15 protein-coding genes are annotated in these 14,999 nt (G+C 71.3%); 4 read left to right on the top strand and 11 right to left on the bottom strand.

Annotated features, from left to right (window positions below):
- Window positions 1-340: 340 nt before the first annotated feature.
- Window positions 341-1,381 (top strand): chitinase, encoded by a 1,041-nt coding sequence (locus H4687_RS27025; RefSeq protein WP_046919181.1) that lies wholly within the window; start codon window positions 341-343, stop codon window positions 1,379-1,381.
- 39 nt (window positions 1,382-1,420) lie between these two features.
- On the opposite strand, the gene H4687_RS27020 is transcribed toward H4687_RS27025, so the two are convergent.
- The 5 genes from H4687_RS27020 to H4687_RS27000 all read right to left on the bottom strand — a co-directional run bounded on the left by H4687_RS27020 (window position 1,421) and on the right by H4687_RS27000 (window position 6,926).
- Window positions 1,421-1,870, bottom strand: a complete 450-nt coding sequence (locus H4687_RS27020) for an imidazolonepropionase-like domain-containing protein (protein WP_046919177.1) — start codon at window positions 1,868-1,870, stop codon at window positions 1,421-1,423.
- A 7-nt stretch (window positions 1,871-1,877) separates the two neighbouring features.
- On the bottom strand, window positions 1,878-3,077 hold the full coding sequence (mqnC, locus tag H4687_RS27015) for a cyclic dehypoxanthinyl futalosine synthase (RefSeq protein ID WP_046919178.1): 1,200 nt from the start codon (window positions 3,075-3,077) through the stop codon (window positions 1,878-1,880).
- 113 nt (window positions 3,078-3,190) lie between these two features.
- Entirely contained in the window at window positions 3,191-3,958 is a 768-nt protein-coding gene (locus H4687_RS27010) for a prepilin peptidase (protein WP_050398107.1), read from the bottom strand.
- A 176-nt stretch (window positions 3,959-4,134) separates the two neighbouring features.
- Window positions 4,135-5,862: a serine/threonine-protein kinase gene (locus H4687_RS27005; protein ID WP_050398106.1), complete on the bottom strand. Its 1,728-nt coding sequence runs from the start codon at window positions 5,860-5,862 to the stop codon at window positions 4,135-4,137.
- Window positions 5,863-6,080: 218 nt separating this feature from the next.
- Entirely contained in the window at window positions 6,081-6,926 is an 846-nt protein-coding gene (locus tag H4687_RS27000) for a menaquinone biosynthetic enzyme MqnA/MqnD family protein (protein WP_005476378.1), read from the bottom strand.
- A 380-nt stretch (window positions 6,927-7,306) separates the two neighbouring features.
- On the opposite strand from H4687_RS27000, the gene H4687_RS26995 reads away from it, so the two are divergent.
- On the top strand, window positions 7,307-7,510 hold the full coding sequence (locus tag H4687_RS26995) for a cold-shock protein (RefSeq protein ID WP_007490911.1): 204 nt from the start codon (window positions 7,307-7,309) through the stop codon (window positions 7,508-7,510).
- Between the two features lie 103 nt (window positions 7,511-7,613).
- Here H4687_RS26995 and H4687_RS26990 read toward each other — a convergent pair whose 3' ends face one another.
- Window positions 7,614-8,078 carry a DUF4115 domain-containing protein gene (locus H4687_RS26990; RefSeq protein ID WP_233443308.1) on the bottom strand — a complete coding sequence of 155 codons (465 nt, stop codon included), beginning with the start codon at window positions 8,076-8,078 and terminating at the stop codon, window positions 7,614-7,616.
- 301 nt (window positions 8,079-8,379) lie between these two features.
- Here H4687_RS26990 and H4687_RS26985 point away from each other — a divergent pair, with 301 nt between their 5' ends.
- On the top strand, window positions 8,380-8,862 hold the full coding sequence (locus H4687_RS26985; RefSeq protein WP_318787712.1) for a hypothetical protein: 483 nt from the start codon (window positions 8,380-8,382) through the stop codon (window positions 8,860-8,862).
- 22 nt (window positions 8,863-8,884) lie between these two features.
- Here the strand turns inward: H4687_RS26985 and H4687_RS26980 are convergent, their stop codons facing one another.
- Window positions 8,885-10,852, bottom strand: coding sequence for an AMP-dependent synthetase/ligase (locus H4687_RS26980; protein ID WP_050398104.1), 1,968 nt, complete (start codon window positions 10,850-10,852; stop codon window positions 8,885-8,887).
- 294 nt (window positions 10,853-11,146) lie between these two features.
- On the opposite strand from H4687_RS26980, the gene H4687_RS26975 reads away from it, so the two are divergent.
- On the top strand, window positions 11,147-12,286 hold the full coding sequence (locus tag H4687_RS26975; RefSeq protein ID WP_046919369.1) for a MaoC family dehydratase: 1,140 nt from the start codon (window positions 11,147-11,149) through the stop codon (window positions 12,284-12,286).
- A gap of 477 nt (window positions 12,287-12,763) precedes the next feature.
- Here the strand turns inward: H4687_RS26975 and H4687_RS26970 are convergent, their stop codons facing one another.
- The 4 genes from H4687_RS26970 to H4687_RS26955 form a co-directional block, all read right to left on the bottom strand.
- Window positions 12,764-13,423: a TetR/AcrR family transcriptional regulator gene (locus tag H4687_RS26970; protein ID WP_046919368.1), complete on the bottom strand. Its 660-nt coding sequence runs from the start codon at window positions 13,421-13,423 to the stop codon at window positions 12,764-12,766.
- Window positions 13,424-13,459: 36 nt separating this feature from the next.
- Entirely contained in the window at window positions 13,460-13,840 is a 381-nt protein-coding gene (locus tag H4687_RS26965) for a DUF4229 domain-containing protein (RefSeq protein ID WP_046919367.1), read from the bottom strand.
- A 98-nt stretch (window positions 13,841-13,938) separates the two neighbouring features.
- A complete protein-coding gene (locus tag H4687_RS26960) occupies window positions 13,939-14,463 on the bottom strand; it encodes a GNAT family N-acetyltransferase (RefSeq protein WP_046919366.1) in 525 nt (174 codons plus the stop codon).
- 76 nt (window positions 14,464-14,539) lie between these two features.
- The gene (locus tag H4687_RS26955) at window positions 14,540-14,974 is read right to left on the bottom strand and encodes a hypothetical protein (RefSeq protein WP_046919365.1); all 435 of its coding nucleotides are present in this window, start codon (window positions 14,972-14,974) and stop codon (window positions 14,540-14,542) included.
- Window positions 14,975-14,999 lie beyond the last annotated feature (25 nt).

Below are 14,999 nucleotides of genomic sequence, written 5' to 3'. Positions count from 1 at the left end.
GAGGTGTCGACGAACAGGGGCCCTCTGGGGCGAGGTTTTCGTTGGCTGAGTCGGATCGCATATCCCCGGACATCGGGCGGGCTTTGTTCGGGAAATGCCCAGCTCTGTGAAAGGCGCACGAAAAACGTCCGAGCCTGTCCGCTTCCCGAGAGAATCCGTGAGCGAATGCGAAGCGGCCGGTGTTTGCCTTCGGGGGGATATTCCTCGCCGATACGGGCATGTTTGCCCGACTGGCGAACCCTTTGTCGTCAGCCGTTCCGTGACCGGCCTTCGGATCTGCAATCTCCAGAAAGCACACATGAAGCACAGCCGGGTGTGATTCATTTCCCTCGTGAGTACCGTGAGGAATTCCCTGAGACCGGTCGTCGCACTGATAGGTGCGGTGGCCCTGGCCTGCGCGGGTTGCACCGCGAAGACCGCGGGGTCCGCGTCCGCACCCGGTGGTCCGTCGAGTTCGGCCACCGCCACCCCGTCGGTCACCGGGGAATCGCCCGCGAAGGTGTCCGGCACGTCCACGGCCTACGCGCCGTACGTGAGCGCCACCGACGCCTCCGGCCTCGACGACGCCGGGTCGGCCGCCGCCTACAACCTGGCGTTCGTGATCGCCGAAGGCGACGCGTGCACACCCGCCTGGAACGGGACGGAGGCCGTCGACGACACGGCGGTCAGGTCCCGGATCGCGGCACTCACCGACTCCGGGGCGTCGGTGCGGGTCTCCTTCGGCGGGGCCTCCGGGCCGGAGCTGGCGGAGGTCTGCGACAGCGCGTCCGAGCTGGCCGAGGCGTACGGCGCGGCGCTGGACGCGGCCGGCGCGACCGCGGCCGACTTCGACGTCGAGGGCGACGCGCTGAAGGACTCCGACTCCGTCGACCTGCGCTCAGCGGCGATCGCACTGCTCCAGAAGGATCGCCCAGACCTCTCCGTCACCTTCACCCTCCCCGTCATGCCGTCCGGTCTCGACGCGGACGGCGTGGCCCTGCTCGACTCGGCCAACGACCACGCCGTCCAGGTCACCACGGTCAACATCATGACCATGAACTACGCCAGTTCGTACGGCGGCGACATGGGCGACTACGCGGTGCGGGCGGCCGAGTCGACGCACGAGCAGCTGAGGGACGTCTTCGGCACGAGCGGGTCCACGGCCTGGGGGGCGTTGGCGCTGACCTCGATGCTGGGCGTCAACGACGTCGACAACGAGACGTTCACGCTGGAGGACGCGGCACAGGTGCGGTCGTTCGCCGAGGACAAGGGGGTGGCCTGGGTGTCGATGTGGGCGACGTTCCGGGACCGGGAGTGCGGGGGCGGGACCGACGACGAGCTGGTCGACTGCAGCGGGGTCGAGCAGACGGACGGGGCGTTCGGCGAGGCGTTCTCCGGGTGAGGCGCACCCCCCGAGAACGCACCGCGGCGGCGTGGCCCCTCAGCGGCGTCGGTGGACCAACCGCCCGGCGCACACCGTGGCCAGGCAGCTGCCGGAGTCGTCGAGGACCACCAGGTCCGCCCGGCCCAGCTCGACGATGGCCGGGCTGTGCGGCCGTGGCAGCACCCGCACATGGTTGCGCTCGGCCGCGGAACGGAGTTCCGGGGTGCCCGCATGCTGTTCCAGGACCGCCGTCGCGCCCGACTTCAGGACCGCGTGGACGCGTTCGCGCGGTGACGGGGCGTCCGGAAGCGGGCCCTCGTACACCCGGCCGGGCCCGAGGACGCCGGGCCACCGCCGCACCCGGGCGGCCGGGAACCGCTGGCGGACGTCCTCCGCCGGCCCCACGGCCTCGATCCGGGTGCCGTCCACCACGACCGCACCGTCCTTGATCGGCACCGGGTCGTCCCAGGTGCGCCGCACCTCGTCGGCGGCGTGAATCGTCAGCACGGGAGACCTAGTTGGCGCTCAGCAGCTTGAGCTCGGGGTGGGCCGTGCCGCCCTCGATGGCCGTGGACGAGATGTGGGACATGACCCGCTCGTCGACGGGGTCGTTCGCCGGGTCGTCGTGGACGACGATGTGCTCGTAGGTGGTGGTCCGCTGGGCCGGGACACGGCCGGCCTTGCGGATCAGGTCGATGATCTCCATGCGGTTGGAGCGGTGCTTGGCACCGGCGGAGGAGACGACGTTCTCCTCCAGCATGATCGAGCCGAGGTCGTCCGCGCCGTAGTGCAGGGAGAGCTGGCCGACCTCCTTGCCGGTGGTGAGCCACGAGCCCTGGATGTGGGCGATGTTGTCCATGAACAGCCGGGCGATGGCGATCATGCGCAGGTACTCGAAGAGCGTGGCCTGCGTACGGCCCTTGAGGTGGTTGTTCTCGGGCTGGTAGGTGTACGGGATGAAGGCCCGGAAACCGCCCGTCCGGTCCTGTACGTCACGGATCATCCGCAGGTGCTCGATGCGCTCGGCGTTGGTCTCGCCGGTGCCCATGAGCATCGTGGACGTGGACTCGACGCCCAGCCCGTGCGCGGCCTCCATGATCTCCAGCCAGCGCTCGCCGCTCTCCTTCAGCGGGGCGATGGCCTTGCGGGGGCGCTCGGGAAGCAGCTCCGCGCCGGCGCCGGCGAAGGAGTCCAGACCGGCCGCGTGGATCCGGGTGATCGCCTCCTCCACGCTCACCTTCGAGATCCGGGCCATGTGCTCGACCTCGGACGCGCCGAGGGAGTGGATGACCAGCTGCGGGAACGCCTTCTTGATGGCCGCGAAGTGCGTCTCGTAGTACTCCACCCCGTAGTCCGGGTGGTGGCCGCCCTGGAACATGATCTGGGTGCCGCCCAGCTCCACGGTCTCCGCGCACCTGCGCAGGATGTCGTCGAGGTCGCGCGTCCAGCCCTTGTCCGTGGCCTTCGGCGGGGCGTAGAACGCGCAGAACTTGCACGCCGTGACGCAGACGTTCGTGTAGTTGATGTTCCGCTCGATGATGTACGTCGCGATGTGTTCCGTGCCCGCGTACCGTCGCCTGCGGACGGCGTCGGCGGCGGCGCCGAGCGCGTGCAGGGGGGCGTCGCGGTAGAGGTCGAGCGCCTCCTCCGGCGTGATCCGCCCACCCTCGGCGGCACGGTCGAGAACGGACTGGAGATCGGCCTTCTCGGTCACCGGGGGCGTCCCTTTCATGAGGGTTGAACGGACCGGGCCAGCCTACGCCAGAGCCCGGGATCACCCGACGTCAGCCTGCCCGCCTGTGGACAACTCCGGGGACAGGGCTTTCCTCAGGCCGCGTACGCCTCCAGCAGCAGGGCGACATACGCACCGGCGATCATGAACGGTCCCAGGGCGACCAGCTGTCCGCGTACGGCGCGGCCCCGGGCCGCCAGGACCAGGGTGTACGCGCTGCCGATGAGCGCGCCGGCGAACGTGCCGAGGTACAGCGCGCCCCAGCCGTACCAGCCGAGGACGGCGCCGAGGCCCAGGGCCAGTTTCACGTCGCCGAAGCCGAGGGCGACGGGCCTGATGAGGAAGAAGAGGAAGTAGAAGCCACCGAGGACGAGTGCGCCGTAGGCCGCCGTGCGCCACTGGCCCGCGTGCTCGGGGACGAACGCGACCCCGCCCAGCAGGGTGAGGGCCAGGGCCGCGAAGGGGAGGGTCAGGGGGTCGGGGAGGCGCTGTGCGCCGAGGTCCACGAGGGTGAGCAGGATGCCCAGGGGGGCGAGGAGCAGCCATACGGCGAGTTCGGGGCGGGGACCCGATGCCAGGGCGAGGGTGGCGCAGACGAGGGCGGTCGTGGTGGCGACGGCGGGGGTGCGGGGGCCGTAGGCGCAGGTGGGGGGTGGGCCTGTGGGGGCGGTGGTGCAGCGGGCGAGGCCCAGCCAGCCTCCCGCCGTGCCGGTGATGCGGTGGCCGGCGGGGCACGTGTGGCGCCAGGGGGTGTCCTCGTCGGTCGTGAGGCGGTAGGCGGGGCGGGGGAGCAGGGTGCCCGCGGCCGCGCCCCAGAGGGCGGCGGTCAGGGTCAGTGCGATCAGCCAGAGGTCCGGATCCACGGGGGCAGCCTATGAGGGGGTGGGCTCGGGGCGAACCGGGGTGCTCTCGCCCCCGCCGCTCCTGCCCGTCCCTCCTCCAGGGCCTGCGCCCCTTCGACCCCCGTCTGCCGGCCCGGTGGGGGTTCTCGCGCAGTTCCCCGCACCCCGGAGAAGGACGAACACCCGCGCCGCCGCCCCTACTTCACCTTCGCCAGACGGGCCGTCGGGTTGCCCGCGTCCGTGTTGGTCGAGGTGTAGTCGAGTTCCTCGCCCACGGGGGTGAGCGTGATCTCGTGGGTGTTCCTGGTGCAGGTGCCGGGGTTGTTCTTGGTGTCGGCGATGCTCGTGGCGACGATGTTCTTCTCGGTGACCTTCTTGAGGACGAGCTTGTCGTCGCAGGTGCCGCCGAGGAGGTCGACGGAACGGAAGGTGCCCAACGGGTCACCGGGCGAGGCCTGTTCGAGGGTGACGGTGAAGGTGCCGGCGGGGAGGCTGCCGGAGAGGGCGTAGCCGTCGCCCTCCCAGGTGCCCAGGTACTTCCCGGGCAGCTCGCCCGGCGCGTCCCCCGGCGCCTCCGTGTCCTGACCCCGCCCGCTCGGACTGGCCTCGGCCGACGGCGCCTTGCCCGCCGCGTCGCCCTTCTCGTCCTCGTTCTTCAGTATCCCGAGCCCGAACAGCGTCCCCACGCTCACCAGCGCGAACGCTCCCGCGATCGCCAGAGCGACCGAGCAACTCACCTTCCGGCCGCGCCCGTTCGCCGCGCTCGTGGACGCGGCCGCCACGCTCAGCGACAGCTTGCCCGGCTTCGGCTGCGCCGTGTCCGCCACCGAGACGTCGGCCCGCTGCCCCGGCACGTGCGTCACGGGCGGCGCCTGCGACGACATCACCGGCGGCGGCCCGAACACCCCGCTCTCGGCGGCCGCGTCGGCCTTCGCCTCGCCGGTCGGGCTCCCCGCCGCCGACTCCCCCGTCCTCACCACCCCCACCGACGGGCTGCTGAACCCCACCGGGCCGGACGGGACCTCCTCCGCCATCTCCAGGTTCAGCAGCTGCACGGCGCTGCGGCCCACCTGTTCCACCAGCGGCCCCGGCAGCCAGCCCGCCGACACCAGACGGGCCGCGCCCTGGGGGGCCAGGGCGCGGGCGACCTCCTCGGGGGCGGGGCGGGCGGCGGGCTCCTTGGACAGGCAGCGCTCGACCAGGTCGCGCAGGTCGCCCTCCAGACCGTCCAGGCGCGGCGGCTCGTGGACGACCTTGTAGAGGAGAGCGGCGGAGGAGTCACCGGGGAAGGGGGACCGACCGGTCGCGGCGTACGCGAGGACCGCCCCGAGGGAGAAGACGTCGGCCGCGCCGGTGATGGCCTTGCCGAGGATCTGCTCCGGGGACATGTAACCGGGGGAACCGATCGACACGCCCGTCGAGGTGAGCGAGGCCGTGCCGTCCGTGGCGCGGGCGATGCCGAAGTCGATCAGGAGGGGGCCGTCGACCGTCAGCAGCACGTTCGACGGCTTCACGTCGCGATGGACCAGGCCCAGCGCGTGCACCGCGGCCAGCGCTTCCGCCAGGCCCGCGCCCAGGACCCGCACCGAGTGCGGGGGCAGGTGGCCGCCGTCCGCGATCGCCGCCGCGAGGGACGGACCGGCCGCGTAGCCCGTCGCCACCCACGGGACCGCCGCCTCCGGGTCCGCGTCCAGCACGGGGGCCGTCCAGGAACCGCCCACACGGCGGGCCGCGTCGACCTCGCGCCGGAAGCGGGCGCGGAACTCCTCGTCCAGGGCGAAGTGCGGATGCACGATCTTGACGGCGACGGTACGGCCGCCCGCGCTGCGCCCCAGGTAGACCCGGCCCATCCCGCCGGATCCGAGCCGGCCGAGCAGCCGGTAGGGCCCCACGACCGTGGGCTCGCCGACATCGAGCGGTTGCATGGGCGGCACCTCCCCCGTACGTCTCGCGCGCCACCCCGTACGTTCCCCCGTACGAACGCTCCTCGACGCACGACTCCCCAGAAGCCTAGTGCCGTACGCCCGAAGGGGAATGCGAACGTCGGGGGCGATCGGCGGCGGTCGCGCGGGCCGGTCCCACAGCACGCGGAATTCGTCCATCGAAATTCCGGGAAGTTCGCCGGGACTTCGAGGGGGAATGTTCAGGAAAGCAGGTCGACCTTCACGTCCGCCGGAAATCCGGTGGTCGGGCCGACCCGCCGCGCGAACTCGGCCACGGCGCTCAGCTGGGGTCCGCCGAAGCGGAAGTCCAGGGTGGTGAAGTACCGCTCCAGGACCCGTTCGTCGAAGGCCTCCCAGCGGGCGGCCTGCTCGGCGACCTTGGCCACCTCGGTCAGGGACAGGTCGCGGGAGGCCAGGAACGCCTCGTGCACCTTGCGGGTGACCTCCGGCTCCCGCTCCAGGTAGTCCCGCCGCGCCGCCCACACCGCGAAGACGAACGGCAGCCCCGTCCACGCCTTCCACATGGCGCCCAGGTCGTGCACCTCCAGGCCGTAGTTCGGGCCGTCGAGCAGGTTGGCCCGCAGCGCCGCGTCCCCGATCAGCACCGCCGCCTCCGCCTCCCGCATCATCAGCGGGAGGTCGGGCGGGCAGGTGTAGTACGACGGCTGTACGCCGACGCTCTCGGCCAGCAGCAGTTGCGCCAGGCGTACGGAGGTGCGCGAGGTGGAGCCCAGCGCGACGCGTGCGCCGTCCAGACGGTCCAGCGGTACCTGGGAGACGATGACGCAGGACATCACCGGGCCGTCGCAGCCGACGGCGATGTCGGGGAAGGCGACCAGGTCGTCCGCGTTGCGCAGGAACTCGACGAGCGTGATGGGCCCGATGTCGAGGTCGCCGCGCACCAGCTGCTCGCTGAGCTTCTCAGGGGTGTCCTTGGTCAGCTCGAAGTCGAGGAGCGTGCCCGTTCTCGCGAGCCCCCAGTACAGGGGCAGGCAGTTCAGGAACTGGATGTGGCCGACGCGCGGCCGGTTGCGAGAATTGTCCACATCGCGAGGCTAGCCCTCGTGGGGTACGGTGCGGGCTCCGGGGGCCGGGAGGGGTTCCCGAAACCGGATGTACACCCCGTGTCAAGGCTTTCGACGGCGTGTCGCCAGTGGGGCCGGTGGTGCGGAAGAGGCGATGCGTCAACACGCGAGTCGAGCCGATCAAACATCCGGGTGACGTGATCTTGCCCTCTATTGCATTCCCCTGCCTGCGTGCTAGGCTCGCCGCAAGTTGCAGTTTGGTTTCCCTTGCAGTACAGAGCCTGCGGAGCATGTAACCGCGGGCTCTCGTCGTTTTCAGACGTATGCAGTTGTGCGGCATCTTGTTTTCACACTTGCAGGGTTCTGGAGCAGGGCAAACCCTTTGGGCCCAAGGAGGGCTTATGGCTACCGGAACCGTGAAGTGGTTCAACGCCGAAAAGGGCTTTGGCTTCATCGCCCAGGAAGGTGGCGGACCGGACGTGTTCGTCCACTACTCCGCCATCAACGCGAACGGCTTCCGTTCGCTGGAGGAGAACCAGCAGGTCTCCTTCGACGTGACGCAGGGCCCGAAGGGCCCGCAGGCGGAGAACGTCACCCCCGTCTGATCGAGGGATGCCCCTCTGACGACGTCTGAGAGCAGTACCCAAGGAGCCCCTTGCCTTTCGGCGAAGGGGCTCCTGCCTTTTCCTCCGGGCGGGCCTGTATGACTCAGTCGTCCTTCGTATAGGTCAGGCGTTTCACCTTGCCGGAGGGGAAGTGGTCGTCGGTCTTCCTGCCGTTCACCACGAGGCTGAGGACGCTCGGCTCGCCGAGGACCAGGTCGATCGACTCCTCGGCGGAGAAGGTCCTGGTCTCGCCCTGCCGGAGCAGTCCGTCGTAGAGCAACTCGCCGGTGGAGTCCTTCGCCGAGACCCAGCTGCGGCCGTCCTCGGCGGTGACGCGGACCGTCACCTCGTTCGCGGGGGCCTCTACGCCGGAGCCCTGGGAGGACGCGCCGGCCGACGCGGCGGTGGGGCCCTTGCCCGAGGGCGCACCGGTCGCCCCCTCCCGGTTCACCACATACACCCCGGCGGCGACGAGCGCGCCCACGATCGCCAGGGCAACGACCGCCGCGACCGGCCCGCCCGCCCGCGTACGCCCGGCCGTGGTCCCCGAGACCTCCGAGGAAGGCACCCGCGGCAGATCCGTTCCCGACTCCACTGCTGCCAGCCTCCCCCGGTGCGATGTCGCGCACATTATGACGGCGCGGGGCGAGGGGGCGTTCCCGAACGGGGGCGGGGAAATCGGTGCGGGACCTGGGGTCAGCACTCCGGCGGACCGGGGCGGGGATCAGCCCGGCGGTGCGAGGCCTGGGATCTGTGCCAGGTGTCTTCGGTCCATGTGACCGCACGGTATCGGCACCATCATCGTGTAGGGCAGGCAGTTGAGCTGGAGAATGCGCCGGAGAGCGTAGGCGACGGGACGGGGTGGGTCGGTGCGGAGGCGTGGTGGGTTGCTGTGCTGGGGTGGGGTGGTCGTCGTGCTCGGGGTGGGGGCGGTCGTGTGGTGGAACTGGTTGCGGGCGCCGTACTCGCTCGCCGACTCGCCCGGCGTCGATGTGACCGTGCGGGCCGAGAAGTCGCGGTATCCCGATGTCCGGGAGACCGCCGAGGACGTCGACACCGTCGTGCGGGCGTATGTGCAGCGGCTCAAGGCCGGTGACGTGGACGGGCTGATGGAGCTGGCCGGGCCCGCGTACGACGGGACGCGGGGTGCCGCGTACGAGCATGTGCGGGAGTTCGGCGAGGGCGCCCGAGGGCATGTCGACGTCACCGTGCTGGAAGGGGTCGTGGACTACTTCAATCCCGTGCGGCTCACCTACGGCAGCACCGGCCAGAAGCAGGAGCTGCTGCTGGTCAAGGACGACGGGTACTGGTGGGTCGGGCTGGGGGAGGGTGACCCGGCGGCGGGGAAGTAGGGGCCCGCCCTCGCCGGCGGGACTACGTCTCGTACAGCCCCTCGATCTCCGTCGCGAAGGACCGCTCCACGACCTCGCGCCGCAGCTTCATCGACGGGGTGAGGTGACCCTCCTCCTCCGTGAAGCCACCGGGGACGATCGTGAACCTCCGGATGGACTCGGGGCGGGAGACGAGCCGGTTGGCCTCGTCCACCGCGCGTTGCAGGACGGCTCGCAGGTCCGGGTCGGTGGCGAGGTGGCCGAGGGGAGTGTCCTGCTTGGCGTTCATCTGGGCCCAGTGGGTGATGCCCTCGGGGTCCAGGGTCAGCAGGGCGGTGACGTAGGGCCGGCGGTCGCCCACGACCATGGCGTGGGCGATCAGGGGGTGGGAGCGGAGCCAGTTCTCCAGCGGGGCCGGGGCCACGTTCTTCCCGCTGTCGGTGACGAGGATCTCCTTCTTGCGGCCGGTGATCGTGAGGTACCCCTCGTCGTCGAGCCGGCCTATGTCCCCGGTGGCGAACCAGCCGTCGGGGCCCGCCGGGACGACTCCGCCGGCCTGGGGGTCCCAGTAGCCGCGGAAGATCTGGCCGCCGTGCAGCAGGATCTCGCCGTCGGCGGCTATCCGGATCCGTGTGCCGGGCAGGGGGCGGCCGACCGTGCCCAGGCGGGGGAGGTTGGGCGGGGTGACGGTCACGGCCGCCGTCGTCTCCGTCATGCCGTACCCCTCGAAGACGTCGATGCCCGCGCCCGCGTAGAAGGCGGCGAGGCGCCGGCCGAGGGGGCTGCCTCCGCAGATGACGTAACGGACCCTGCCGCCCAGTGCCTTGCGGATACGGCGGTACACCAGGGGGTCGTAGAAGGTACGGGCCGTCCTGAGGAAGGCGGAGGGGCCGGGCCCGGTGCCGTGCTGTTCGGCCTCCAGGGCCTCGCCGTAGCGGCGGGCCACGGCGGAGGCCCTGTCGTACGAGGAGGCGCGGCCCATGCGTTCGGCGGAGGCACGGGCCGTGTTGAAGACCTTCTCCAGAACGTACGGGATGACCAGGAGGAACGTCGGACGGAAGGACTTGAGGTCGGCGAGCAGGTCCTCCGTGCGGAAGCTCGGCGAGTGGCCGAGGCGCACCCTCGCCCGCATACAGCCGATCGCCACCATGCGGCCGAACACATGGGCGAGAGGGAGGAAGAGGAGGGTGGAGGCCTCCTCGTCCGTCTTCGCGCGGAAGATCGGGTAGAGGAGGTCGATCGCGTTGTCGACCTCGGCACAGAAGTTGCCGTGGGTGAGGGCGCAGCCCTTGGGGCGGCCGGTCGTGCCCGAGGTGTAGATGAGGGTCGCCAGGGTGTCGGGGCCCAGCACCCCGCGCCGTACGGCCACTTCCTGGTCGGACACGTCCCGGCCCCGCTCGGCCAGCCGGCCCAGGTGGCCCTTCTCGAAGACCCACATGTGGCGCAGGTCGGGAATGCGGTCGAGTTCGGGGCCGAGGGCGGCGGCCTGACCCGCCGTCTCCACGGCCAGCGCCACCGCGCCCGAGTCCTGGAGGATCCAGCGGGTCTGGAAGACGGAGGAGGTCGGGTAGACGGGGACCGTCACCAGGCCCGCCGCCCAGGCCGCGAAGTCCAGGAGCGTCCACTCGTACGTCGTCCGCGCCATGATCGCGATACGGTCGCCCGGCATCAGGCCCTCGGCGATCAGCCCCTTCGCCAGCGCGAGCACCTCGGCGGCGAACTCGGCCGCCGTCACGTCCTTCCACCCGCCCTCGACGGTACCGGCGTCCCGCTCATGGTCCCGGCCCCCGTCGCCCCCGTCCGCGTTCCGCTCCGTCGCCGCAGTCCCGTGTTTGCGGCTGAGGACGACCGCGTCGGGCGCGTGGGTGGCGTTGTCGAACGGGATGTCCGCGAGCGAGCCGTAGGCCGCGGGCTCGGCGAGCGCGGGGACGTACGCCTCTCGGACGGTGCCGTCCAGCCGCTTCAACTCTGGCTCCAGCAGCGCGGGTTCGGTGTGTTCGAGGCTGGACACGGGCGGCTCCTGGGCGTTCGGTGTGCCCGGATCGTACGGGGTTGGTGTGTGAGGTGCGTGTGAGTGTAGCGATGGTCCGGAGATGGAACCGGGCCGGGGATGTGCAGTCTCGCAGGCCGTCCGTGCGCGGCTCCCGCGCAGGTCAAGGGGGTGCCAAGTTACCTGAGGGTCGCTCATGTCCTGGAGCGCACGGGAGGTCCACCCAGCCCTTACCTCGGGTAACCTGACCCTTGGGTAAGAAAGCGGATCCGGCGCGGGGAGCGGAGCCCGGCGCGGGGAGAGGGAGGCCGTTCGATGCAGCCGACGCCCACGCACACCCTCGCGGCCCCACCGGCTCTCGCTCCCCTTCTCGCCAGGGGCGCGCTCGGCTCGCCGCGCAAGAGCCGCGGGCTGCGGGGCGCCGACTTCCCGCCCCCGCCCCCCGGTCGGTTCGCCCGGCTCGTCCTGCCCGGTGTCCGGATCGACCTCGCCCGTCTCGCCGCGTACGAGCGCGTCTGCGGGTTCCCCACCGGGGAGGACGCCGTCCCGCTGACGTATCCGCATGTCCTCGGATTTCCGCTCGCCATGCGGATCATGTCCGGCCGGGACTTCCCGTTGCCCCTCCTCGGACTCGTGCACACGTCGATCGAGATCACCCGACGCCGACGGCTGCCCGCCACCGGGGAGTACGAGATCACCGTGTACGTCGAGGAGTTGGCGCCCCATCGCCGGGGCACGGAGGCGACGGTGGTGACCGAGGTACGGGACGGGAGCGAGGGCGAGGGCGAGGGCGGTTTCGGAGGCGGGGCCGGGGTCGCGTGGGAGTCCCGGAGCACGTATCTCGCCCGGCATGGGCGGGGCGAGGGGCGGAGGCGGGCTGCGGCCGACGGGATCGCACGGACTGCGGTCGGTGGGAGTGGGACGGCTTCGGGCGACCGGAGCGGGCCGGCACAGGCCGACGGGGGCGGGCTGGAGGAGGCCGACGGGAGTGGGACGGCACAGGCCGGCCGGAGTGGGACGGCTTCGGGCGACCGGAGCGGGGCGGCATCGGCTGACCGGAGCGGGTGGGCGTCCGAGGGGCTTCAGGCGGTGCCCGGGGTTGCCGAGTGGTCCCTCGGTGGGGATGTCGGGCGGCGGTACGGGGCCGTGTCCGGGGATCGCAATCCGATCCATCTGCATCCGCTCGGCGCCCGCCTGTTCGGGTTCCCGCGGGCCATCGCGCACGGCATGTGGACCGTGGCCCGCTGCCTCGCCGAGTACGGCACTCCCCCGGCGGCCCTCGTCCGCGCGGAGTTCCGGGCCCCGGTGCCCCTGCCCGGCACGGTGACGTACGCGGCCGACGCGGGGACGTGGGGCGGCTTCGAGCTGCGCAGCGGAGGCGTCCCGGGGCCGGACGGGGAGCAGGTCCGGCCGAGGGTTCATGTGAGCGGCCACGTGTACCCGCTCGTCGGCTGAACGCACGTGACCATTCCCCACCGCGATCCTCACCGACTTCGGCCGCGAGGCCGCACGGCACCCCCTGCTTCCTCCACTCCGGCTGCCTGGCCTCCTGGGACGACATCGACGCGGGTCAAGGACGTGGTCCGCCGGTGGCCCGGAGCGGGGCGAAGTCGCGGTACCGGGTGGGGCGGCAGAGGGTGGCGCCCGCGTTTGCGCGAGTGGGGGCGGTGTGAGGGGGCGGTGTTCGGCTGCGGGTCGGTGAGGGCTGGTCGCGCGGTTCCCCGCGCCCCTGAAAAGCAGGGGCTGCGCCCCGTGCTTTTCGGGCCCGCAGGGGCCCGGCCTTTCAGGGGCCCGGTTCGTCAGGGGCGCGGTCTTCAGGGGCGCGGTCTTCAGGGGCGCGGTCTTCAGGGGCCCGGTCTTCAGGGGCCCGGTCTTCAGGGGCGCGGGGAACTGCGAGAGAAGCCCCACCGGTTCCGCGGCTGAGGGCGGGCGCTACTCCCCGGGCTCCCCCACGGGCGGCGGAGTCCATGGGCGGCCCTCCATGAGGTCGCCCAGGCCCGCCCACGCGAAGTTCATCAGGGTCGCGGCGGCCTGGCGGGCGGTGATGCCGGGGGTCGCGTTGGCCCAGGCCGCGAGGGCCTCGGCGGCGCCCACCAGACCCTCCGCGAGACCGGCCACCTCGCGCTCGGGCAGTGACGGATCGCGACGGGCCTCCCGGGCCCCGACCAGGATCAGCCCGGTCACGAACGCCACCATGTCCTCCCGCATCGCCGCCACTTCGGCGGCGAACGGCTCCCCGTGCGTCCGGGCCTGAAGGTGCAGCACGGCCCAGGCGTCCGGGTTGCGCGCGGTGTGCGTGAAGAACGCCCGCAGGCCTTCCCAGAGTTGGCGGTCGGCGGGCAGCTCGGGGTCGACGCCCGCGCGCACGGCGGTGGTGAGCGCCGTGACCTCGCGGCGGATGCAGGCCGTGAAGAGGTCTTCCTTGGAGTTCAGGTACAGGTACACCAACGGCTTGGACACGCCCGCCAGTTCGGCGATCTCGTCCATCGACGCGGCCCGGTAGCCGCGCTGCCCGAAGGTCCGCACCGCCGCGTCCAGCATCTGTTGTTCCCGCACCGCGCGAGGCATCCGTTTGCTCTTCACAGCACCCATGCGGGCTAGCGTACGGTTCCGGGCGGGGGCGGGCTCCTAGGAAGCCTGGCCGGACACCGGCTCGGTGGCCCTGACGGCGTCGTCCTTCTTCGTCTCCTCGGCCGCCACCGGCGTCGGTGCCTCGGTCCGCGCCTCGTCGTCGGCCTCGTCCTCCTGGCTGCGGTTGGCCGCGAGGTTGGACTTGACGCGGTCGATGGAGCGGTCGAGACGGGGGGCGATCCGCTCGGAGGCCCGGTCCCGCTCCTTGCGCAGGGCGACGAAGCTGATCGGCGCGGAGATCAGCAGGGCGAGGACGACCACCCACATGCCGTTGGAGGCGCCGAGGCCGCGCGGGGCGACGCCGGAGTAGACGAGGGCCCAGACGACCACGAAGCAGCCCGCGAAGATACCGAGGCGCATCAGTGTGTAGCGGAGCATCTCAATCCACTCTTCCGTTTCCGTGCCGGACGTTGCCACAGGGCGTCTTCCAGTGAAGCACGGTCGACGGGCGATCTTGCAGGGGGGTTGTGCCGGTTTCAGGTCAGGGGCAGGAGCATCGTGATGTCGTCGCGGTGGTCGCCGGGGGCGACACGTATCGCGCCGGGGACGCGGCCGACCTCCTTGTAGCCGCAGGAGGCGTAGAAGTGCTCCAGGCCGTGGCCGCCCCGGCAGCCGAGGCGGACGGCGTCGATGCCGTCGAAGCCGCGGGCGGCGGTCTCGACCGCCGTCATGAGGGCGCGGCCGTGGCCCTTGCCCTGATGGGCGGGGTGGACCATCACCGTGTAGAGCCAGACCCAGTGGGTCATCAGGCGGTGGGTGTTGAAGGCGAAGAAGGCGGTGGCGGCGGGGCTGCCGGTGTCGTCCAGCCCGAGAAGCAGGCGGTGCCTGCCTTCCGCCATCGCCGTGAGGTGCTTGAGAAGCTCCGGACGGATCTCCTCCGCGGTCACCGGCGGAACGAAACCAACGGCTCCGCCGGCGTTGGAGACGGCCGCCCAGAGGGCGAGGATTCCGTCGTGGAGGGCGGGGGTGAGGGGCGGATCGAGCCGGAACGTAAGGACCATTGAAGAAGAGTAGTCATTACCCGACGAGACACTCACACTTCTCCGGCCCCACTCCGGCCATTCTCCGGCCCTTCGATCAGGACCAGACCGACACCACGTCGGAGCAGTTCTGATAGCTGCCCTTCACCACGCACACCCACATCAGGTACTCGACGTCCTCGACGACATCACCCGAGTCCCTTTCCGTGTAAGGGGCGTTGTGGCCGCGCGTCGTGGCGATCCGGCCGTTGCTGATCTGCGCCTCGATGCCATAGCCGTCCGAGCGCGCGTCGTGGGCCTCCAGCGTGTCCCCCGTCGAGATCTCTCCCGGATCGCTGTACCAGGTGGCATAGCCGGCGTAGTCGCCGTCGATGGAGACGTAGATGCGCTGATTGCGATAGATGGTCGTCAGATCCGGGTCGAACGACACCGAGGGTGCCGCGGCGGCCGGAGTCCCGCCCGTCATCACGGTGCTCGCCGCGAGTACGAACGCTCCGGCCAGCGTGCCGAGCCTGCCCCAGGAATGCCTCATCACGTTTCCCCCTCCTGTGATGCAA

Source organism: Streptomyces stelliscabiei, assembly GCF_014873495.1.
In the GTDB taxonomy this organism is placed as follows: domain Bacteria; phylum Actinomycetota; class Actinomycetes; order Streptomycetales; family Streptomycetaceae; genus Streptomyces; species Streptomyces bottropensis.
Note: the sequence above shows the minus strand (reverse complement) of the source record. Positions and strands in the feature narration are given on the sequence as shown.